General features: G+C 56.1%; 19 protein-coding genes. 8 read left to right on the top strand and 11 right to left on the bottom strand.

Annotated elements, in window-relative coordinates; translation table 11 throughout:
• Positions 1-200: 200 nt before the first annotated feature.
• From AC2FNR_RS22495 to AC2FNR_RS22485, 3 genes are all read right to left on the bottom strand, one after another.
• Positions 201-908 (bottom strand): SDR family oxidoreductase, encoded by a 708-nt coding sequence (locus AC2FNR_RS22495; RefSeq protein ID WP_496851599.1) that lies wholly within the window; start codon positions 906-908, stop codon positions 201-203.
• A 103-nt stretch (positions 909-1,011) separates the two neighbouring features.
• Entirely contained in the window at positions 1,012-1,230 is a 219-nt protein-coding gene (locus tag AC2FNR_RS22490) for a GDCCVxC domain-containing (seleno)protein (protein ID WP_083828990.1), read from the bottom strand.
• 4 nt (positions 1,231-1,234) lie between these two features.
• Complete coding sequence (locus AC2FNR_RS22485) at positions 1,235-1,558, bottom strand: hypothetical protein (RefSeq protein WP_480714488.1); 324 nt, start codon at positions 1,556-1,558, stop codon at positions 1,235-1,237.
• 89 nt (positions 1,559-1,647) lie between these two features.
• Between AC2FNR_RS22485 and AC2FNR_RS22480 the strand changes: the two genes are divergently transcribed.
• The gene (locus tag AC2FNR_RS22480; RefSeq protein WP_496748825.1) at positions 1,648-2,037 is read left to right on the top strand and encodes a MerR family transcriptional regulator; all 390 of its coding nucleotides are present in this window, start codon (positions 1,648-1,650) and stop codon (positions 2,035-2,037) included.
• Between the two features lie 248 nt (positions 2,038-2,285).
• Here AC2FNR_RS22480 and AC2FNR_RS22475 read toward each other — a convergent pair whose 3' ends face one another.
• The 4 genes from AC2FNR_RS22475 to AC2FNR_RS22460 all read right to left on the bottom strand — a co-directional run bounded on the left by AC2FNR_RS22475 (position 2,286) and on the right by AC2FNR_RS22460 (position 6,014).
• Complete coding sequence (locus tag AC2FNR_RS22475) at positions 2,286-2,954, bottom strand: hypothetical protein (protein WP_496851597.1); 669 nt, start codon at positions 2,952-2,954, stop codon at positions 2,286-2,288.
• 354 nt (positions 2,955-3,308) lie between these two features.
• Positions 3,309-4,289 (bottom strand): CobW family GTP-binding protein, encoded by a 981-nt coding sequence (locus AC2FNR_RS22470; RefSeq protein WP_496851595.1) that lies wholly within the window; start codon positions 4,287-4,289, stop codon positions 3,309-3,311.
• Between the two features lie 14 nt (positions 4,290-4,303).
• On the bottom strand, positions 4,304-5,770 hold the full coding sequence (gene gntH, locus AC2FNR_RS22465; protein ID WP_496851593.1) for a guanitoxin biosynthesis MBL fold metallo-hydrolase GntH: 1,467 nt from the start codon (positions 5,768-5,770) through the stop codon (positions 4,304-4,306).
• Between the two features lie 10 nt (positions 5,771-5,780).
• The gene (locus AC2FNR_RS22460; RefSeq protein ID WP_496851591.1) at positions 5,781-6,014 is read right to left on the bottom strand and encodes a hypothetical protein; all 234 of its coding nucleotides are present in this window, start codon (positions 6,012-6,014) and stop codon (positions 5,781-5,783) included.
• Positions 6,015-6,113: 99 nt separating this feature from the next.
• On the opposite strand from AC2FNR_RS22460, the gene AC2FNR_RS22455 reads away from it, so the two are divergent.
• On the top strand, positions 6,114-7,448 hold the full coding sequence (locus AC2FNR_RS22455; protein ID WP_496851589.1) for a tetratricopeptide repeat protein: 1,335 nt from the start codon (positions 6,114-6,116) through the stop codon (positions 7,446-7,448).
• 546 nt (positions 7,449-7,994) lie between these two features.
• Here the strand turns inward: AC2FNR_RS22455 and AC2FNR_RS22450 are convergent.
• The 3 genes from AC2FNR_RS22450 to AC2FNR_RS22440 all read right to left on the bottom strand — a co-directional run bounded on the left by AC2FNR_RS22450 (position 7,995) and on the right by AC2FNR_RS22440 (position 11,491).
• Entirely contained in the window at positions 7,995-9,281 is a 1,287-nt protein-coding gene (locus tag AC2FNR_RS22450) for an O-antigen ligase domain-containing protein (RefSeq protein ID WP_496851587.1), read from the bottom strand.
• A complete protein-coding gene (locus AC2FNR_RS22445) occupies positions 9,281-10,609 on the bottom strand; it encodes a GumC domain-containing protein (protein ID WP_496851585.1) in 1,329 nt (442 codons plus the stop codon). Before AC2FNR_RS22445 ends, AC2FNR_RS22450 begins: the two co-directional genes overlap by 1 nt.
• Positions 10,610-10,876: 267 nt before the next feature.
• The gene (locus AC2FNR_RS22440) at positions 10,877-11,491 is read right to left on the bottom strand and encodes a response regulator (protein ID WP_496851583.1); all 615 of its coding nucleotides are present in this window, start codon (positions 11,489-11,491) and stop codon (positions 10,877-10,879) included.
• Between the two features lie 252 nt (positions 11,492-11,743).
• Here AC2FNR_RS22440 and AC2FNR_RS22435 point away from each other — a divergent pair, with 252 nt between their 5' ends.
• The 4 genes from AC2FNR_RS22435 (at position 11,744) to AC2FNR_RS22420 (ending at position 17,210) form a co-directional block, all read left to right on the top strand.
• Positions 11,744-13,117 carry a WecB/TagA/CpsF family glycosyltransferase gene (locus AC2FNR_RS22435; protein ID WP_496851581.1) on the top strand — a complete coding sequence of 458 codons (1,374 nt, stop codon included), beginning with the start codon at positions 11,744-11,746 and terminating at the stop codon, positions 13,115-13,117.
• A gap of 20 nt (positions 13,118-13,137) precedes the next feature.
• Complete coding sequence (locus tag AC2FNR_RS22430) at positions 13,138-14,019, top strand: UTP--glucose-1-phosphate uridylyltransferase (RefSeq protein WP_496851580.1); 882 nt, start codon at positions 13,138-13,140, stop codon at positions 14,017-14,019.
• A 101-nt stretch (positions 14,020-14,120) separates the two neighbouring features.
• Positions 14,121-14,627, top strand: coding sequence for a putative pterin-binding protein (locus tag AC2FNR_RS22425; protein ID WP_496851578.1), 507 nt, complete (start codon positions 14,121-14,123; stop codon positions 14,625-14,627).
• Positions 14,628-14,672: 45 nt separating this feature from the next.
• Positions 14,673-17,210, top strand: coding sequence for a hybrid sensor histidine kinase/response regulator (locus AC2FNR_RS22420; RefSeq protein WP_496851576.1), 2,538 nt, complete (start codon positions 14,673-14,675; stop codon positions 17,208-17,210).
• Position 17,211: 1 nt separating this feature from the next.
• Here the strand turns inward: AC2FNR_RS22420 and AC2FNR_RS22415 are convergent, their stop codons facing one another.
• Entirely contained in the window at positions 17,212-18,441 is a 1,230-nt protein-coding gene (locus AC2FNR_RS22415; RefSeq protein ID WP_496851574.1) for a polysaccharide biosynthesis/export family protein, read from the bottom strand.
• 194 nt (positions 18,442-18,635) lie between these two features.
• On the opposite strand from AC2FNR_RS22415, the gene AC2FNR_RS22410 reads away from it, so the two are divergent.
• Together AC2FNR_RS22410 and AC2FNR_RS22405 are read left to right on the top strand one after the other, a co-directional pair.
• Positions 18,636-19,874 (top strand): oligosaccharide flippase family protein, encoded by a 1,239-nt coding sequence (locus tag AC2FNR_RS22410; RefSeq protein WP_496851572.1) that lies wholly within the window; start codon positions 18,636-18,638, stop codon positions 19,872-19,874.
• On the top strand, positions 19,871-20,785 hold the full coding sequence (locus tag AC2FNR_RS22405) for a glycosyltransferase family 2 protein (RefSeq protein ID WP_496851570.1): 915 nt from the start codon (positions 19,871-19,873) through the stop codon (positions 20,783-20,785). The genes AC2FNR_RS22410 and AC2FNR_RS22405 overlap by 4 nt, the downstream gene beginning before the upstream one ends.
• Positions 20,786-20,799 lie beyond the last annotated feature (14 nt).

Below are 20,799 nucleotides of genomic sequence, written 5' to 3'. Positions count from 1 at the left end.
TGCAAACAGGCAGGGAAGTATGCACCAAAAATGTTGCACCTTCGAACTAAGACCGATCGGAGGCGGACTACGGTGCAGAACCCGCCAAGTGATCGTTGCGCAGTATCCGGTACTTTGGGCTCAGTGGAGACTTTGAATGAATTCCACTCAACGACCGCAGTGCGGACGAAGCGGTCGTTGCCGATTTTGGAAGAACCTCACTAGTAGGGTGATCGTTGGGGACGGATCACTATTTCGGTCGGGCACGCACTTGGAGTGGTTTGCAGGATATACCCAACTGCGTCAGATATATCTTCTGGCTGGATCATCAAATCGGATTGAAGCCTTGGTGACGCAGACATGGCTGTAGCGACGAATCCGGGCTGGATCACGCTAACCTTTGTTCCGAACTCACGAACATCATCGAAGAGTGTCTCACAGAAACCAGTGAGTGCACGCTTGGCCGCAAGGTTCATCCCTGCACCGGCATGGGCAGGAGTGATCGAACCTATCGCTATGACAGCGCCGCGCCCGGATGCATTGATAGGATCAATACCCGCACGGACCAGATGGACGAATGAACGAAAATTCACATCCAAAACGTGATCCCAGCTTTGAAGGTCCGCTTCCGTCGTCCGACCTCGTACGTGTGCGCCGGCACAAAAGATCAGTGTATCGAGGCCGTCCATTAACTCGACGGTCTCATTCATACATTTGGCACAAGAATCCATATCCCCGAGATCAACGGTCAGGATTCTTGGCTGTTCGTGTTCGTCGCCGATCTTTTGAGCGACCTTCGACAGCTTCGAGTGATCCCGCCCGATCAGAGTAAGGACGTCCCCTTGACGTGCCCGCTCAAGAGCCACGGCACTTCCCATGCCGCCGGTCGCACCCACGACCATCGTTTTTCTTCTTGTGTTACCAGCCATGAGGCTACATTCGGATTTTTCGCTCTTAGCCGCAAGTTTTGTCCGCTTCGGGCTCGGTTCGGTCATTCGTGAAATGACTGCGCAGCGGACAAAGCAGACTTTGTCATCCGCAACAACTATCGCCATTCTGGATCGGCGGGCAAGGCACCGTGGCATAGGAGCAGTAGACACAACAGTCCCCTTCCAACGGCTTCAAGACCGCTGCGCAAGACTTGCATTCATAGAACCACTGGCAAGCATCCGTCGGCATTATTTCGGTTTCGCTGTGACCGCATTTCGGGCACGTCAGGGTGCTTTCAAGCACTACAGTTTGCTCTGTCATTGTTTCACATCTGCATTATCAGGTAATCGTTGATCCGGGCCTCGTTAAAGACGACGACCCAAGCTAACGCGGTGATTGCGGTCGTCCCCGAAAGCCACCATTTCAATTTTGTTAGGGAGCCGCGCTGATAAGATACAAGCCACGATATAGCGACAAGCGCCGTCGAAATCGTCAATACGTAGTAGCTTGCCGCCGCGATCTTTCCGAAAATGGCCAGCCAACTGCCCCCTAGTCCCAGCAACATCATAGTCATGGGTAATACACAGCAAGTCGCGACGCCGAGTGCTGACAGTGATCCCAGATAACTAACGCTAAGGTACTTCTGCATTTCTTTCCCTTGACTAGTTGGAGTTGTCGAAGTGTCAGCCTCTCGTATAATTCCTGTAGTCACTACAGGATCAAGACGGGAAAACTCACATGTTTGCGATTGGGGAAGCATCCCGGCAAAGCGGTGTCGGCATTGAAACGATCCGCTACTACGAGCGCGAAGGGATCGTGCCCAAACCAGAACGGGCACCTAATAACCGGCGAATGTACTCCGCGCACGATGTTGGAAGGCTTCGTTTCCTGAAAAAATGCCGTGATTTGGGCTTTCCACTAGCCGATACAAAGACGCTTCTCAGCCTGTCCGAAGGCGACGGAGAGGATTGCCGATCCGTAAAAGAGCTGGCTGAGCTTCATATCTTCAATGTGCGGGAAAAGATAAACGAACTGAAGCGCTTGGAAGCGGCGCTGAACGAACTCACAGTCAACTGCGACGGCGGGAATGTCTCTTGCCCCATGCTCTCAAAACTGCGTACCGACTAGTGAAACCTTGGGCTCGGTGCTGTCGTTCGTCGAATTGTGGTGAGTAACCGCAATGCGGACTTTGCAGACATCCTCAGTATTGCTCCAAAGGACCGCAATCAGCCCAAAGCGGACCTTCAAAACCGAGTTTTCAATGTCCGAGAGGCGAACAAGTCCGTTCATTCGCATTTAGCGCTGCAATACCTGCAACCGGCCCGGCCGGGCATTTTCGGCCAAAAGTCCATTCGAACAAACCTTAAAGCAGTTTGTTAATTGGGTTTTGAAACAAATACGCTGGTTTCTGGGTTTAGATCATCATTCGGATCCGTGAAAATGCCAGCTGGAAAGGAAACCGAAATGGATCGATCCTTTGTATCAAGGCAGAGCATGTGGTTATTGTCCCCGTCACCCAGATCGGCAAGCGCCGCGGGAGTTACTATGCGTTGAGATCCATCCTCGGCCTCTACGATGATCCTGTACAGATCACGCTCCGCATCGCCAGGTTCCTTGCCGTTCGCCAGCGTGACGCCACCCGCCCAAGTTACCCGAATGGCCTGTACGATGTTGTCACTTGGACAAAGGCTTCCTCTGGTTCGGCGTGGCCCCAAGTTTCCGACCAAAGTCCAATCTTCAACAACCTCGGCAAAGATCATTGACGGCCCGTCTTCCAGCGGAGTCACGGCTACAGTGGCACCTCGAAAATCAAGTGTTCCATCGATGGAATGAAGGTGTCCAATAACCTCGACTTGAACCGGTGGATCCTCGGAAGCGTTCCCAAAATCCCCGATGAGAAGCACCGTGCGCAATTCACCGGGATCGGTGGCAGGCAATACTGATGCGCAATGCATTGTTCCGATCTGGCCTGATTTTGTTACGACTCTGAAGTCGCCAGCTTGCAAAGTTTCCAGATCTACCTCGGCAGAAAAAACAACAGGCATCCCATCTTTGCCCCTAGAACCTCTGCAAATGAGATTTGCTACTCGGGGCAACGCCTCGAGCCCATGGAACGCAGAAAGCAACTCGGCATCTTGTCCTCCAGCTGAACTCGGCAATCCGAGGTTTGGGGTTGTGTCTTCAAGTTCTCGACTTGAAACGTCCTGCGCGCGCACAGCCGTTCCCGACAGGGCAATCGCAGTGGCAAGTGCAAGCAATCTGATCGCTTGGCTCCATTTCCTAAACTGCTTAAGCAATAGGGTATTTCTCCACTTTTGGTCCTCAGCGCTGTGGGCTTTCGAGCTGTTACGTGTTGGAATTCAAGAAAAACACGCAAACAAGTTTGGTCGAACTTGCCGTTATGCGGTTGCCAACAACGCATCGGAAAGCTCGTATTCCGAAAGTGCCCCAGGTGCACCTATTGCAACAAGCCTTGTTTCGGGTTTTCGGTGGCCCCATGCGCCATCCCTTGCGATGTCCATGCGCTTTCCGACAACCTGTACAAGAATGCGATGATCCGGATCCTCCTCGCTAAAAACAAAGCCCTTGAGGCGATAAACGTCGCCCGGAAGATTGCGAATTGCACTCCGAAGAGAAGACAAGCTTATCGGGCGTTCAGCTTTCATCATTGTTGTTGAGAAGCTGTCCGAGTGATCAGAGTGGTGGCAACCACAATCCGGTCCATGTTCGTGATGATCGGGTATTTCTGTTTCGAGCTGTTCGGCGGCAAAGCGGCCAACAGAAAGAAGTATATCCAGTGGGACATCTGCGTTGACGGCTTCGACCAGACGATATCGACGGAAGCGAGACCCGAGCCAATCGTGCACCCTTTGAACAGCCGCCCTGTCGACGAGGTCGACCTTGTTCAAAATAACCATGTCCGAGAACGCGATTTGACGGAGCTTCAGTTCCATTTGTTCCGGCGCAGAAAAGAGCTGTTCCGCATCGACCAGGCACATGAGGCTGTCCAAGCGGATCATGTCCCGAAACTTTTGATCGGTGAATGTCATTGCAATTGATGACGGGTCCGACACTCCACTGGCTTCAAGGACGATGTATTCCGGTTTCTCAGGCCGGGCGAGAACAGCCTCTACCGTTTCGATCAGGTCATCTCGGATCGAGCAGCAAACGCAGCCATTTGCCAGGCTCATCACATCATCTTCGAGACCGACGACCAAGTCGGCGTCTACGTTTATTGATCCAAAGTCATTCACCAGAACCGCAACCCGCAACCCGTGATTGCCGGTCAGGATGCGGTTCAAAAGTGTTGTCTTACCGGCTCCAAGAAAGCCGGTAAGGATCGTTACAGGGATTGCGGAAGTCGAACCGAATTCAATCATTGTTCAATCTCTCCTCAGTCTTCATCGCGCGAGCCGATTACATCCGAAACTTTGATGGTAAAGTCCTGTGGCCAGTCCCCGCCGGGCGCTCGGAAAACGTCGGTTGGGTAATACTCACGTGGATCAATCTCCATATCTCGGTATTTCTGATCTTGCTGATCTGCTCGAGTGAGCCTTGGGTTAGGTAGTGTGACTTCATCAGGAAGCTCAATACGCCCAGCCTCGGCTGCTGCAGCCAGTTCGCGAAATGGTGGGACAGTACCGGATTTTCCGGGCAGGGCAGCTTTCCTGTACCAGATCGCATCCTTGGTCACGTTTACAACGGCTACATCGAGACCCCATTGGAACAGACCGTCATAGTGGGCGCGAATTCCAGCCAGCATTTCAGCGTCGATGTCTTCGTCCTGAGTATAGTGCGTCACCATTCCCAAACGCGGCCTTGCGTCAGCAAAGAGCTTACCCACGGCATAGTGAGAGGTATGGTGCGTATCGATTGTGTAGTTGAACAGATCCTGTGGGATACCGTATTTGTAGGTCATCAGCTGACCAACATCCTGTCCCGACATTTCTGTTACAAAGACATCAACACCTTCGCCGTATTTCCGTGAAAGCTCGTCTGGTCGGCCATCGCCTGTCCATACAAAGCTCAGACCATTCCAATCCAGCCGATACCCAACTGCGCCATCCTTGGCGTGGCTGCGCGGCCAGGACCGAACAGTCACACCGTCTTGGTCGTAAACGATGCCGCCTTCTTGTCGAAAATCGAACTCGTTGACCTCGATCTCATAGCCGTCACCAATTGGGAACACGTCAAATGCTTCAAGGTGCCATTTGAGCATCTGCTGCATGCCTTTGACCATCCCGGCCGTTCCAAGCTCGGGTGTCCGACCAGAGGGACCGTGAATGCGCAGCGGCGTGTACCCTCCTGACCAAGCCCGGAACGGGTAGATGTAAGGGATGTCGGCATAGTGGTCGACATGCAGGTGAGAGATGAAGATGTCGTTGATCAGCTGCCCCGGCACCTGCATGGCAATGATGTTACGGACACACCCGGATCCAAAGTCGAAAAAGAACCGTTTTCCATTTCCCAACTCTACCATGATACAAGTACCCGCCTGATCTTCGCGCGGCGGATAGGGTGTTGAACCACAGAATGAGATGCGCATCTCATCTGGACCCAACTCCTCGCTAAGTGGGAAATAATTCGCGTTAGAACCCGTCATGTATTTCGTCGGGCGGAAGTACTCTGGCAAAGAGATGCCGCCTGCGGGCCGACCACCGTATGGGTTCTTGAGCGTTTCTCCCAGTGGGCCGTCTCCTTCGTGGGCCTCGGCACTCCCCGCCGCAAACCCAGCTGCCCCCGTTGCGGCTGCTCCAGTGGCTAAACCCTTAAGAACATTCCGTCGCGAGGGGTCTTCAATTTGGTCTGTCGCTTGAACCTGTTTGTTCTCCAGGTCTTTCCCATTGTCTTCCTTGGTCATGGATAGGTCCTCAGTTAGGAGTGTTACGAAGGTTGCGCTTCACCATCCGGCGAAGCTCGTTCACGAGTTCGGATCTGATGTGGTCCCATTCCGCGCGCTCTGAGGCTGTGATCGATGTGTCATCCAACAGCGCAGTAACTTTCTTTAGGTCTTCAATTGCCTCGCTGAGCAACGCATCCGTTCCGATACGCCCTGAAAGCGCATCGGAAAGTTCTGGAAGCTCGTCACTCAGTTCCCAAGTCACTGGATAATCCCCGGTTCCCACTATCTATTCTCACATCAGGATGAGTGCGGTTGACGACATGCGCCAAGTGAGTCACCGTGAGTTGGGGGTGAGTTTGCTTTGAACCAAGCTAATGAATTGCCGATAGATCAAGATGTTGCACCGCCATCGCCGGAGCTTGTCCGACAGGCACTTCAGAGCGTTGTTTCCAGCGTCGCGTTCCAAGCTTCGCCTCGACTTCAGCAGTTTCTTTCTTACGTGGTCGAAGAAACTCTTGCAGGTCGTGGTGCTCAGATTCGTGGCAAAGCAATCGCGGTCGAAGTCTACGGTCGGAGTATTGATGGCACTGGTGGTCGAAACCTTGTCCGCGTCGAAGCCAGACGGCTGCGACGACTGCTAAATGAGTTTTATGAAGATCAATGGGACGGTCAGGGAATTCGAATTTTTGTTGATTCCGGCGGATACAAGCCACGGTTTTCGCAAGGAAGTACGACAAGAAGCGACAACTCAAATGCTCAGGACAGCGAATTGCTTGGCGGGCATCGACGTCTACAGCAAGTGCTGCCACTTGGGCTGGGTTGCTTGGCGTTGATTGTGGTGACAGGCTTTTGGTTCACTCGGGATAACAAGGTGGTCTTGCCCACAACTCAATCCATCGAACAGGCTGAGCGAACTGCTCTTGGCGAGCAGTCTTTGACAAGGCTTCAAGCGGCTAATCTTGCGGATCAGGCCCGAGGAATGTTTTTTCCTGTTTTTGACGTCAAACGCCAGCAAATAGCACTGGGAATGTTTCAGCATGCCGCGGAGCTCGACCCCGCGCTCTCGGACGGTTATGCCGGATCGGCACAGGTCCTGGCGACTTTGGCCATGCTGTCCCCTGATAATGCACAGAGAGATGACCTCTTTAGCCAAGCTTCCGAGATGTCGAGAAAAGCGCTTGATCTATCTCCCACTGATGCGTGGGCAAACGGTGCAAATGGTTGGGTATTGGCCATCCAAAACAAACCAGTCGAAGCTATGAAATACGCAAGAATGTCGGTCGAGCTTGCGCCGAATGATGGTCATATTCTGGATCTTGTCGGCATCACCGCCATCATGGCGGGTGCCCCAAAACTTGCGGCTGAGGTTAGCGATCCAGAAAGATCAAGGTCAGGATCGGGCCGCTTTGGCGCACGAAACATCTGGGGTGTATCGCAACTGATGCTAGGGAAATACGAAAAGGTAGTAGACGCCTTTAAAGGAGCGCCCGCAGCCGGTGCGCCTGTGAGTGCTCCTTCTCTCCTGTTCCAAGCCGTTGCGCAGGATCAGTTGGGACATGCCGAAGAAGCTCAGCGACTTATCACCGAAATGCGCAAAACGTGGCCGGAGTTTCCATCTGAGTTTCTCGCCGGCAGGATTTTCCAGAATGATGACGCAACGCGGCAAGCGATAGTGGATACTCTGATCAGATACTGATGAAACGCGTCGCATGGTTGTCGACGCAAAGTCTGCTTTCTACGCATTGCTATCATTGGGCAACGCGCAGCACCGGCCAAAGTGGGCTCTCAACAGACTTTGGCCGTAGCTTCAATGAATGGCGGCTACTGGTATTGGGTCAGAAATGCTTGACGTATGGGTCGGAATTGAAAGACGTGGTTGACCGATTTATTGAGGTGGTGGCTGTCGATTGAGTCAAATATCAGTGACGTTCCACATATCCATGTAAAACGCCAAGGATGTTTGACTTTTCCGTCACAACATTGACCCAACCGCCTGTTAAATCTGACAAGGCATGGGCCGGTCGCTTCATCTTGGTAGCAGACGCAGATACGGCGGAGAGACTGCTGCGATAGGGCGATCTAAATTAACTTCTACGAAGCAAGCACGGGCCTTGCTTAAATTTCTCATTATCCGATCAGTTCCAGTTACTCGTCGCGGCTAGGGTTTGTTTTCCTTTTGTGTCGGAGAAAAGCTGAGGGAATATTTGCTTGAGTTCGCTTGCTGCCATCGCATGCTTAGACCCTAGCCAGTACATCTTTTATTCAAACACACCGATTTGATCTCTCTCAGGTGACACCCAAGCATCAAAAGTGCTGGCCATAGCAAGTAGGTTTGGATCTCAATATTCTCTCCAAAAGTCAGCAGGAGTACAGTGAGCATTAGCCCAAGTGGCAGCCTCCCTCTTTCCGATTTGGTGGCGTCCAGAGCGACGATCGCAAAATGCATGAGGAAAGGGATCAGGAACGCTGCAAATCCGGTCAACCCTTTGACAAATAACAAGCCGTACCAAGTGTGATGGCTTCCAATCGGCATGTATTCAACAAGATGCGCTCCGGGCCTGACTGTGCCGTGCCCGAAAACCATCGCATCCGATTGCCAGCGTTCATACGCAATGCGCTGCAGAGTTTCGCGTACGCGTGTACTGTCGGCGCGCGCGGATTTGAAACTGTAGAGGGCTCGGTGCCCGAACTCGGCAAAGGTAGTGCCCCAAACGGCTATGGCTGTGGTGGCTGTAGACAATAACAGCCATCCCAAGCTGCGAGCGACAAGCGGCAATAGGCGGGGTGACAGCGAGCAGACTACTAATCCAACCAAGCCCATACGGGACTTGGACATCAGGATCATCAGAACTCCGGCAGCCAAGCCGATGGCGCTCCAGTTGCGGTGTTTTTCCTCCAACGCAAACAAGACCATACAGACGCCCAACAAGGCCACGAATGGTGACCAGGGCGCAAAGAACTGCCAACGCGGCGTTCCGCTGGCGGGGTCGATTGTATACAGGTAAACCGAGAAATATTCAGGTCCCGGACCGCCCACCGCTTTCAACGGAGACGTAAACAGCAGATGCGGCAGACCGGCATAGGGGGCGAAAACTAGCAGCGGCACAAGGCACAGGGTCCAAAGGCCCAGCATGCATTGCCCTCGGACCAGAACCTCGCGACGGATGGGCAGGACCGCTCCGGCAAGGACAAACAACGGGATCAGTGCCCAACCCTTGGCCCAACCGATGCTTGATTTGATCGTTTTGGTGGTGCCGAGGTTCCAGTCTGCATGGCCTGCCCAAAGTGAGATCAGCATCACCAGCATGCCAACGCCCCAGACCCAGACCAAGGTGGGGACGGGGCCCGTTGCGCGCATATCCGAGCGGATCGCCGGGCCGAGATAAAGGGACAAACCGGCCATCGCAGCCAACATCCAACCCAGTACCGGACCGACAACATAAAGCGCGCCCATCCCGTAGAACGGCCATGTGCAGATCAGCGTGTACCAGACAATCTTTTCGGCCGGGCGTTGAGGGGCCACATGCATTAAACTGCGGCCTCTTTCTGGTCTTTCAGAAGCTTTGAGATCAGCGGGTTTCGGATCCATGCCAGAACCAAACCCATCAGCAGCATAAGGCTTGCAACGATCCCGGCGGCAATCGAGATTTTCTTGTTCGGCGAAGACGGGCTAGTCGGCAGAGACGGGTTCTCCAGCACTTGGATCAAGGGATAGGAGGCATAGACATCGGTCTTTTTCGACTCGGACCGCGCGATGGCAGAGGCGAACACGGCTTCTGCCACGGCGAAATCTCTCTGCCGGTCCTCCAATTCAGCGGCGATGGGGGCGAGGTCTGACAGGCGCAGGGTTTCCAAACGAACTTGCGCGCGCTGTGTCGCGACAAGCTCTTCCAATCCGGCGCGCAAGGCATCTTCGCGCACCAACTCGCTGAGCAACTGCGCCCGTTGCCCTTCCGGCGCGCGATCCAGTCCACCGAGCTGCTCGAACTCAAGACCAGTCACCTGCGCCGCGCGTTTTAAAGCAACCGAACGCGCCCCTTCATATTCGTTTTGGGCATTCACATAGATTGGGTGGCGCGATCCGTAGGTCGCGTCGGCTTGCGCCAGCTTTGCAGCCCCCGCCGACACATCCGCAAGCAACGATAGGTACTGCGCATCAGCATAGAGTTTCAGCGTTGCCGCCGCTGCGTCAGAGGGCAGATTCAACGCGACTTGAAGCGCGGCGACACGTTCCGATTGGCGTGCCAGCTCGCTCTCCTGCGTTCGCAGCTCCTGCTTTGCACGGTCATTAGCGGCGACCTGCTCTTGGTATTGCGCGACTGATATCAGACCGCTTTGCGATTGCAGCTGTTTGATCTCGGCCCGCGTGGCCTGAATTGCGCTCGTGTAGTCTTCGATCGCGCCGGTATTGCTGGCCTCACGGGTGGCAATTTCATCGGCGCGCAGGGCGTCAATCTCAGCGAAAAAGGCGGCCACCAAGGCGTCTCCATATTGCTGAGCGTCTGCCGGAGAGGCCGCCTGAAGCTCGATATGGATCAGGCTGGTTTGATCGACCAGTTGCACCCGCGGCTTTCCAAACGCGTCCCGGTCAGCCACTACCGCCTTGGCTGCCGCGTCGAGTATACGGTCGGCCGACAACAAACGTTTATACGTCTCGGTCGGGCTGATTGACCCGTTGGCAAAGGCGGAATTCGCGTATGAGGATGCCTGACCGATATTGGCCAGATTGACCGATGCCGAAGCGCCAGATCCTGGCAGGATGAATGATGCGTGAGAGGTGTATTTGACAGGCGCGGTCGCCAAATAGCCGCTGATCGGGGCCCAGATGCAACTCGCCCCAAGAAGGTATAATGCCACGTAACGAGGCAGGCGGCCTAGATCGCTAAGGCGCCCACCCTTTAAGATGCGACGCCACCCCAGCGTTCTAAAATTGGATCGGGAAATGCGCACCCAATGCAGAAATTGCATGTCGCGCGTGGAATCAGAGAAGTTCGAAATCTGTTGCGGCATGGAAAAACCCTTTCTTGCAAGGGTGATACACCGCATCTGAACGCTGATCATTCGCTCAGCAGGTTAGGGGCCGAGGGGATTGGGAGCGCCCCCTATCCCTTTGGATAGTGACGCTTAGAACAACCCCGCCTCGCGCGCGGCCAAGGCGGCCTGGGTTCGATTGCTGACACCAACTTTGCGATAGAGCGTCTTCATATGTAGTTTGATTGTCGGCTCGGACAGCTCCAGATCACGAGCGATTTCCTTGTTGGATTTGCCCTCAGTCAGCCCTTTCAGAACCTGCCGCTCGCGCTCGGTCAGTTTTTGAGCCATGGGATGGGAGTCTTCTGGCTGCTCTGCGTTCATGAAGCCCGCAGGAAGATACTGTTCCCCCATCGCCATGAAGCGGATCGCATTGACCAGGGATTTGGCCGGTAGAGTCTTGGGGATGAAACCTGCGGCCCCAAGCTCCAGCGCGCGTTGCGCCAGATCGCGCGAGGTGTCGCCGGTAAACAGGGCCACATGCTGGGCGCCGTCCATAGCGATGCAGGTTTCAAGCCCGCTCAACCCGTTCATGCCGGGCATGTTCAGGTCCAGAAGGACCAGATCAAAGGCTCCGTCGTTCTCAATCAAATTTTTCGCGGCGGGGAAATCCGGCGCGGTCTCAACCTCAATCCCGCCTGCGGCGTCAATGAAGGCGACGAGGGTATTTAAAATAAGCTCGTGGTCGTCAGCAATAAGAATTTTCATCTCAAATCTCCGTCTGTCCCCAACCACACGCAAATGCGTTAATAAATCATTGAAGGCATGGCATGAAGCCTGCCTTACGGACAGGTGAATATCCAATCGGATAGGTCAGCGGGCCGTTTCCGCCACGCTATGTGCTGCAGGGTCGTTTGAATAGACCTATTCTCTGATCTTTCTCCGGATGCTCGCCTATCGGTTGCGGGGTTTCGACGGCAGACTGAAACCACAGATTGTCATCGTTGATCGGAGAGTCCCATGCAGTTCCTGCCAGTCCAAGATATGTACAAAGGTGCGCAGCCAACCCTAGGGCCATCGCTTAAAAAGACCGAGATTTTGGGTTTGCCAGTTGTGAATGCCCGATCCGGGCAAGTGATCTCAAAACTGCTGGATGGGACCCACCAGACGGTATTTTTTCTGAATGCACATTGCGCAAACATACGGGCTCGTAACCATACCTATCGAGCAGAATTGGCCCGGGCAGATATGATCCTACCCGACGGAATTGGGGTAGAGGTCGCGGCAAAGTTGCAGGGCGTCCAGTTGGCCGAGAATCTGAACGGCACGGATTTTGTGCCCAAACTGCTGAAGCAAGCAGCGCGTCTTGGGCAGTCGGTCTACCTTTTGGGGGGACGTCCCGGAACAGCTCAGGCAGCGGCGGCGCGGTTGCAGCACATGACCCCCAATTTGGTCGTGGCTGGTACACGCGATGGCTATGAAGGTGCCTCGCGGGTTGATGAGGCGATCGACGATATCAACCAGTCCGGCGCAGACATCTTGTTGGTCGCGATGGGCGTCCCGCTGCAGGAGCTGTGGATCATGCAGAACCGCCGCAGACTGAACCCGCGCATTACGCTTGGCGTAGGCGCTTTGTTCGACTTCCTTGCCGGGAATGTGCGCCGGGCACCGCGGATCGTTCGCCGCGCCCGGATGGAATGGGCATGGCGGTTGGCGATGGAGCCCCGCCGGATGGCCCGCAGATATTTACTGGGCAATTTCGAATTCCTCGGGCGTGCCGCACACAATGCGCTTCCCAAGTTCTCAGCATGTCGCCTGCTGGACCTCACTTTGGCGGTGGTCGTGATGTCGGTTTTGGCCCTGCCCATGGCCACAATCGCCGCAGTGGTGCGATTGGACAGTCGCGGCCCCGCCTTTTTTCGGCAGACACGTATTGGTCGAAACGGGGTGCCCTTCACGATGTACAAGTTCCGCTCGATGACGCAGGACGCCGAAGCGCGGCGTGCCGACCTGCTCGCCCAGTCAGATCGTGAGGGCGTGTGCTTCAAAGCCAAAAACGACCCGCGCATCACCCGTGTCGGGAAAGTTCTGCGTCGGCTTTCATTGGATGAACTGCCGCAAATTTTCAACGTGCTCAAAGGAGATATGTCGTTGGTCGGCCCGCGCCCAGCCTTGCCCGAAGAGGTTGCCACTTATCCAGAACAAGCACTGGAGCGCCTGCAGGTGCGTCCGGGTATCACCGGCCTCTGGCAAGTTTCGGGCCGCGCGGGCATTGGCTTTGACCGCATGATCGAGCTGGATACGGCCTATGTCCGATCCCGTTCGCCCCTTTTGAACGTCATCCTTATCGCAATGACCGTGCGCGCCGTTGTGTCGGGTCGCGGTGCTTACTGATCAAACCTAGGAGTATTGAAATGACACGTATTCGCAAAGCTGTTTTCCCGGTAGCGGGTCTGGGCACAAGGTTTCTGCCCGCCACCAAATCTGTGGCAAAGGAAATGTTGCCGTTGATCGACCGCCCCTTGATCCAATACGCTGTGGACGAGGCTCGCGCCGCCGGGATTGATGAATTCATCTTCGTCACCTCAACCGGCCAATCCGTGCTTGAGGCGTATTTCGGGCGCAACTCGGGGCTGGAGCGCAAACTGAAGGATGGCGGCAAAACCAACCTGCTGAACCGTTTGCGCCGATCGAATCTTGATGATGAGACATACAACTTTGTCCAACAAGACAGCCCACTTGGTTTGGGCCACGCGGTGTCTCTGGCGCGCGACTTTGTCGGTGACGATCCCTTCGCGGTGATACTGCCGGATGATGTGATCCACGCGCGGCGCCCGGTCCTGGCGCAAATGGTCCAGAACTTCCAAGGCAGCCACATGATCGCGACAGAAGCCGTTCCATCCGACCGGATCAGCGCCTATGGCGTGGTCGATATCGCGCATGGGACAGGGCAGGTACAGCATCTGAAAGGGTTGGTGGAAAAGCCCTCGGTGGATCAGGCCCCGTCGGAGTTTGGCATTGTCGGGAGGTATCTGCTGCACCCCTGGATCTTCGATCAGCTGGACGGTTTGGCACCCGGCGCTGGTAATGAAATTCAACTCACTGATGCGATTGCGGCGGATATCGAAAGGACCGGATGCCAAGGCTTCGCCTTTCAAGGAGAACGCTTCGATTGTGGGTCAGTCGCCGGATATCTTGAGGCAACCACCGTCTTTGCGCTGGAACGTGCCGAGCTGCGTGACGGTTTCAAATCCATGTTGCGTCAGCGCATGAACCTCCTGTCTGCCGCCGCATGAGATCGAGGCACCTATCCGTTCGGATAGGTGCTTATCCCCATGCCCATCTGTCATTACAGACCTCTTTCTGGTTTCTTAAGGTCAACGAAATGGAGACTAAGATGCGTCTGTTTTTTGCGGTTCTCACAGCGGTGTTCACCTTTTGCCTGACGTCTGCGCAAGCCCAAGACTTGGCAACCCCGACAGGACAGGTCATCCTGACCATTTCGGGCAACATCGGGCAGACCGGGCCTGAAGGTACGGCACAATTCGATATGGAGATGCTGCAAGCCCTGCCACAGCGCAGCTTTGAAACCTCGACAATATGGACTGAAGGCGAAACCAGCTTTGTCGGCGTCCCGCTGTCGGTTTTGCTGGAACAGATAAACGCACAGGGCGAGACGATCCGGGCAACGGCGATTAACGACTACGCGGTTGAGATACCTTTGAACTCAATCTCGGCGCTGGACCCCATTGTCGCTTATGAGATGGACGGCGCAGCGATGTCCAGACGGCAGAAAGGTCCGCTGTGGATCGTCTATCCTTATGACAGCGATACCCAGTACCAGACCGAGGTGATTTACTCTCGCAGTATTTGGCAACTCGACAGGTTGGAAATCGTTAAATAGCGTTGGGTTACACTACAGCATGAAGTGGGTGATACGGGCCAGACTTTGACAAGAAATTACCAATACCACTCGCGGCGCCGGTGGGCTTTCGGGCTCATCGGTATCGCCGTTATGGGTGCCTTTGCCTTGGTCGTGATGCTGTCCGTCAAGGTGATATCCGACCTGCGCGACCGGCAGTCAGCCCGGACAGATAACGTGCAATGGACGCTGACGCAGGTCGAGGTCGAATTCCTGTTCTACCTCAACGCGCTTGAGGCGGGTGTTTCGGATGCGAGGCCAAGCCCTGAAAATCTGGACCTTGTACGACGCCGATTCGATCTTTTGTACAGTCGGATTGATATTTTGAGCACCTCGCGCTTGTTTGAAACGCTGCGCAGTGATCCGAAATTCGCCGAACCCCTGAACGACGTTTCCGCCTATCTGGAGGCGTCCGTTCCGACAATCGACGCCGGAGATTCTGACCTGATTGCGGGGTTGCCGGATCTCTATGAGACGGCCCAAGAGATATCTACGCAGGTGCGTGAGCTTTCGGTTTCGGCAATTTCGTACTTCGCAAGCCAGTCGGATCAGCGGCGTGAGGAAACCGCGCTCAGCCTGTTTCAACTGGCCGTCTTGTCCGGTGGCTTGTTTCTGACGCTGACCGCGGTCAGCGCGTATCTCTTGGTGGTCAACCGCAAAGCTGATCGGCGGGGGCAAGCGATCCGGCAGGCAAACCAGCGTATGAATACGATCCTGTCGACCTCATTGGACGCCGTCATCGTGGTAAACGCCGCCGGAAAAGTGCTGGAATTCAACGCGGCTGCACAGGCGATTTTCGGGTATTCAGAGGATGAGACCAAAGGGCATTCGATCGGTGAATTGATTGTACCTTCGCATCTGCGCGCGGCCCATAACGAAGGCATGCAGCGGATGCAGAACGGAGGCGACCGCCACGTCGTCGGCAAGGGCCGCGTCCAGCTTGAGGCGATGCGCAAGAATGGTGATGTCTTTCCCGTCGAACTTGCGTTGCAATCCGCCCAAGCCGGGGACGAGGAAATCGTCATCGGTTTTGTCCGCGATATATCGCAAAGCGTGTCGGATCAGAAAGAGCTTGTTTCGGCCCGCGACCGCGCGCTTGCCGGGGAAAAGGCCAAGTCGGATTTTCTGACGGTTATGAGCCATGAGATCAGAACGCCATTGAACGGGCTGCTGGGCAACCTCGCCCTTCTCAAGAATACACGCACGACCAAACAGCAGTCTCAGTTTGTCCGAAACATGGAAATCTCGGGCCAAATTCTGCAAAACCATGTGGACGCGGTTCTGGATATTGCCCGGTTCGAGGCCGGCAAGCTGTCGGTCGCGCACGAGCCAACCGACCTGAACGCGATGCTGCAGGACCTGGTGGATGGCCAAAGCGGCAATGCGGCCTCGCGCGGCAACTCAATCTCGTGGCAATGGGTGGGCGGTGCCTATCCGCATGTCGCGACGGATGCGCAAAGGTTGCGGCAAATTCTGCTGAATCTTGTGGGTAATGCGATCAAGTTTACCGAAAATGGCCGTGTGTCGATCGAGGTCGAAAGATGTGAACGTTCGGGTCATGGTGATGCACATGTCTACGAAGTGCGTGTGATCGACACCGGGACTGGCATCGCCGAGGATGAGATCGACGCCATCTTTGATGACTTCTACACCAGCGATTCCTCAATCGGTCGCACGGCCGAGGGGACTGGGCTTGGCCTGGGAATTGCCCGCAGGTTCGCGCAGGCCATGGGCGGTGAAGTTGGGACGGAAAGTACGTTGGGCGAAGGCAGCGTTTTCTGGCTACGGATACCGTTGCGGCCGTCAGCGCGCGACCAACTGCGAGAAGCTGCTCAGATCAATACCGAGATCGCTCTCCCGCTGAGCTTGTTGGTGGTAGAAGACAATGAGATCAACCGCGAGGTCATCTGCAACATGCTGGCGCTGGACGGTCACCGTGTCACGACAGCGGAAAATGGGCAGGTTGGCGTCGATAAGGCCAGCAATCAGCGGTTCGACGCGATCCTGATGGATATCAGTATGCCGGTTATGGATGGGCCAACCGCTGCGCGGCATATTCGCAAGGGTCGGGGGCGGTCGGCAGATGTGCCGATCATCGCAGTGTCGGCCAATGTCCTGCCAGACGCGGTTGAAACCTTTCGCGCCGCTGGCATGACAGCTTTCATCGGTAAACCGATCTCGGTTGACGCCCTGCGAAAGGCGCTTTCGGTGGTTACGCATACCAGGGGGCAGGTTTCGCAAAGCGTGCCGCCTAATTCCTTGTCAGAGTTGAGAAACAGCGTCAGGCCCGAAGTTTTTGCCCGCTTGTACGCCAAGTTCATTGCCGAAGGGGATGAATTAGTTGGGCAGTTCGAGGCCGGTGCATTTGATCAGTCAGAGTTGTCCGAGATCGCTCAGGCCTGTCATAAACTGGCTGGCAGCGCGGCGACCTTCGGGGCGGCGGAGTTTCGAGAGGCGTTAATTGCGGTAGAGACTGCAGCAAAGGAAAACCAAGATATCAAAGACAAACTCGCTGCAGTCTCCGCCGTTTGGGCACAGGCGAAAGCGTCACCCGCTGGGGATTGATTCAGGGGGCCAGCAGCGCCGCTGCGCCGACGATGCCAACCGCACGGGCGACCTCGGTAAGACCGGTCACCTTGCTGTCGTAGCAGGCAATCGCGTCACCCGGCAGAACATAGGGGTCATAGTCATCCCGATCCCCGCGCCGCAGCAGCTTTTCGATGTTGCGTTCAATGACGATCGAGTTCCCAGTCATCGGGTTGCGTGTAAACAGGACCGCACTGCGATTGGCATTGGTCGTCTTGGCCCCGCCGACGCAGTTGGTGTCGACCACGGCCTGTAGATAGCGCGTGCCATAGGGAACCTCTCGCACGTCGCGTCCAATAGCGGATTGCGCGTTGCCCGTGGCTGGTTGCGTAAGGTTGGACATGTACAGCGTCACACCGGGCGGGCTGATCGGGCTGGGTCGCATCAGATCGTCCTGAAAACACCCGCGGCTATTGACCACGATCTGGTCCCCAGTCAGCAGCATGATGTCGGTCGGGTCCGAGCCTTCAAACACTCCGCGCAGGTCCATCCGATAGATCGTGCCCTGCCGGTGCAACTCGACCGCTGACAAATCCGCATCCGGGCGTACCCCTCCGGCGGCGCGAATGGCGACCGATAGATTGCGCGCCTCGGTCGAGGCCCCCAGCACGCCTTGGCGCCCTTGATCGAGCGCATCGCCGGGGGTGCCTCCGATCTCGACCGAGTGGGGTTCGAACACTGCGCCTTTCACACCGACAGTGACCGAGGCGAAATCGCTGATGCGTGCCGTGACGCGTGGGGAGCTGTCGTAGAACTGCGCCGCCACCAGAACGCGGGCGACGTCCCGCTCCACCTGTTCGGTTGTTCGGCCCTGCGCGCGCACCGGCGGCAGGTAGGGCAGTTTCAGGTCGCCATCGCGGGACACAACATAAGTGTCGCTAAGAAGCTCATCCCCGTCGATGGTAATCTGGACCATGTCATTGCGCGAAAGCTTCTCGCCCAGCAGAGGGCTCAGCGTTGGCTGTGACCATTTGGCAAAGGCGTTTGCGCCCTGATCCTCGGTTTGAGGCATACAGGCGCGCCCGTTCAGATTTTCCGCTTGCAGCAGGGCCGCATTTGCCCTTCGCCGCGATAGGGCACGGTACTGCGCCTGATAACTATCGCCTTTCGCGACGGGTTCGATGTTGCGCGGGGTTTTCATACTGCTGCAACCCGACAGTGCAATCGCGCTGACGGCCCCTAAAGCCAATACTTTGAAATGTCGTGTCATTTTGAACTCTCCTGAACTGCATCCACAGATACAGCAGTGTCTTGACGTGCGTCAGACCGGCATCGGGATTGCCGTTTATCCCATTCGGATAGGTCGCTCGCCCGATGGCCCGGCCGGCTGTCCTCCCGCGTCTGGGACAGGGATATCGCGGCCAATTAGAACTGATCCCGACACTGCTTTGGACATTTGGCGACATGACTCAGCGATTGGCACATACCAGTTTCTTGCGGCACCTGCTGGCCTATGCTGCGTCCGAAGTGGCTGCAAAGGCGTCGCGTCTTGTGGTCGTTGTCGTCGTGGCCCGCAGCCTCAGCCCCGAGGCGATCGGTCTGGCCGCCGCTGCCCTTGCAGCGGGGGAAATTCTAAAGGCTCTGACCGAAAACGGCGTGGGGCAGATGATCATCCAAGCCCCGCCGGCCGAGTTGGAACAACGCTGCAACACCGCGTATCGCATCTTCTGGGTCTGGTGCGGGGCGCTGTTTTTGTTGCAACTGGCTATCGCTGCGTTCCTCTACGCGATAGGGCACGAGACGCTGGCACTGTTGCTCGCCATTCTGGCCGGAGAGTACTTGTTCATGCCTGCCGGTCTGGTGCAGGCCGCGCTTGCGATGCGCGAGGGTAAGTTGCAACAGACCGCCGCCATTGCCGGGGGGCAGGTGGTTGGTGCGAATGTCACGGCGGCGCTACTGGCGCTGCTCTGGGCCTCGCCATTGGCTTTGGTACTGCCCCGTTTGCTGGCCGCGCCAATCTGGCTGGTCCTGATGCGCCGCCTGCGTCCCTGGGCACCTGACGCCAAACAAGGGTTTGCCGCCCTTCGCCCCTTTGTTGGCTTCGGCTGGGCTGTACTGGGGGTTGAGCTTGTCAAAGTTCTGCGTCTGCAGGCTGACAAGCTTGTGGTCGGCGTGATGCTGGGGGCTGAGAGCCTTGGTATCTACTTCATGGCCTTCAACGCCGGGCTCGGCTTGGCGACTTCGTTCACCCAGGCCTTTTCAGTCGTTCTTTTCCCACATCTGTGCGCAGCCCCGGACAAAACCAAGGCTCTGCGTCACGGGCTCGGCACGTCCCTCCTGTTGCTGAGCCCGCTGGTTTTGCTGCAAGCCGCGCTCGCGCCGGTCTATGTGCCACTGCTGCTGGGAGCCGAGTGGCAGCAGATTTCACCCGTGGTCTCGGTGCTGTGCCTTGCCGCATTGCCCAGTGTTATCTGGTCCGCCGTGGCCGGTTGGCTGCGGTCCGAAAACCGCGCGTTTATCGAGCTACGGGTCAGCGCAGCCTTGGCTTTCGCACTGATCCTTAACACCGCGATCATGGCGCCGTTCGGGCTGATGCCAGTGGCGATCGGTAACTTGCTAACCAGTGCTGCCCTGATGCTGACTGCCTCATGGATGCTGCTGCCTCGGGATCACAAAACAACAGAAAGGCTCGGCTTCCTATGACCCGTTTTACGATCATCGTGCCGTTTCACACCGACGCGGATACAATCGCCGACACGCTGACCAGCATTCGCGCGCAAAGCTTCGCGAATTGGGAGGCGATCTGCGTCGGCGATCGTCCCTCAAGTGTGTGCTTGTCCATCGTGTTGGAGCAGATCGCGCAAGACCCCCGTATCCGGGTCGTAAGTAACCCCTTATATGGCCCAAGTGCCGCGCGTAACTATGGGGCGGAACTGGCCAAGGGTGACATACTGGCATTCTGCGACGCGGACGACTTGTGGCACAAGGACAAGCTGGCGCAACTAAACGAAGCCTTCCAACCTTCCTCTACGGACGCGGTTTTCGGACAGATCCGGTTCTTTGCCGATCAGCCCGGAGATTCTCAGACATACTCGACCGTTCCTGGTGCCCCCCTGACCGTTCAGGACCTGTTGGCGGAAAACCCAGTCTGCACCATGTCAAATCTTTCGATCCGCGGTGAAGTCTTCAACGCAGTGGGCGGTTTGGACACCAGAACGGTTCATAACGAAGACTTGGAGCTGTTGATCCGCCTCGCAGGCGAAGGGTTCACAATCAAAGGGGTCAATCATTTTCAGGTCTGGTATCGCACCAGTGCTGGGGGATTGTCTTCGGATTTGGCCGCAATGCGCGCTGGGCGGGCCTACGCGGTCAAAACGGCTGCGTCTTATGGCGTGTTCCCGTCCCGATCGTCCGAGGCCGTCTATTTGCGTTATCTCGCGCGTCGGGCATTGCGGCTGGGGCATCAAGATCAGGCCCTGTCTTACACACGCAACGGTTTGAGTCTGGATGCGCGCAGTTTCCTGCTGCCCCTGCGCCGAGGTCTGCCCACCGCAGCAGGGGCCGCACTGGCTCCGATCCTGCCGCAAGAACTCAAAAGCGCGTTGTTTTCATGAGAATTCTGAAGGAG

The organism is Ruegeria sp. SATB045 (genome assembly GCF_059613525.1).
This window is presented reverse-complemented; position numbering and strand designations above follow the sequence as displayed.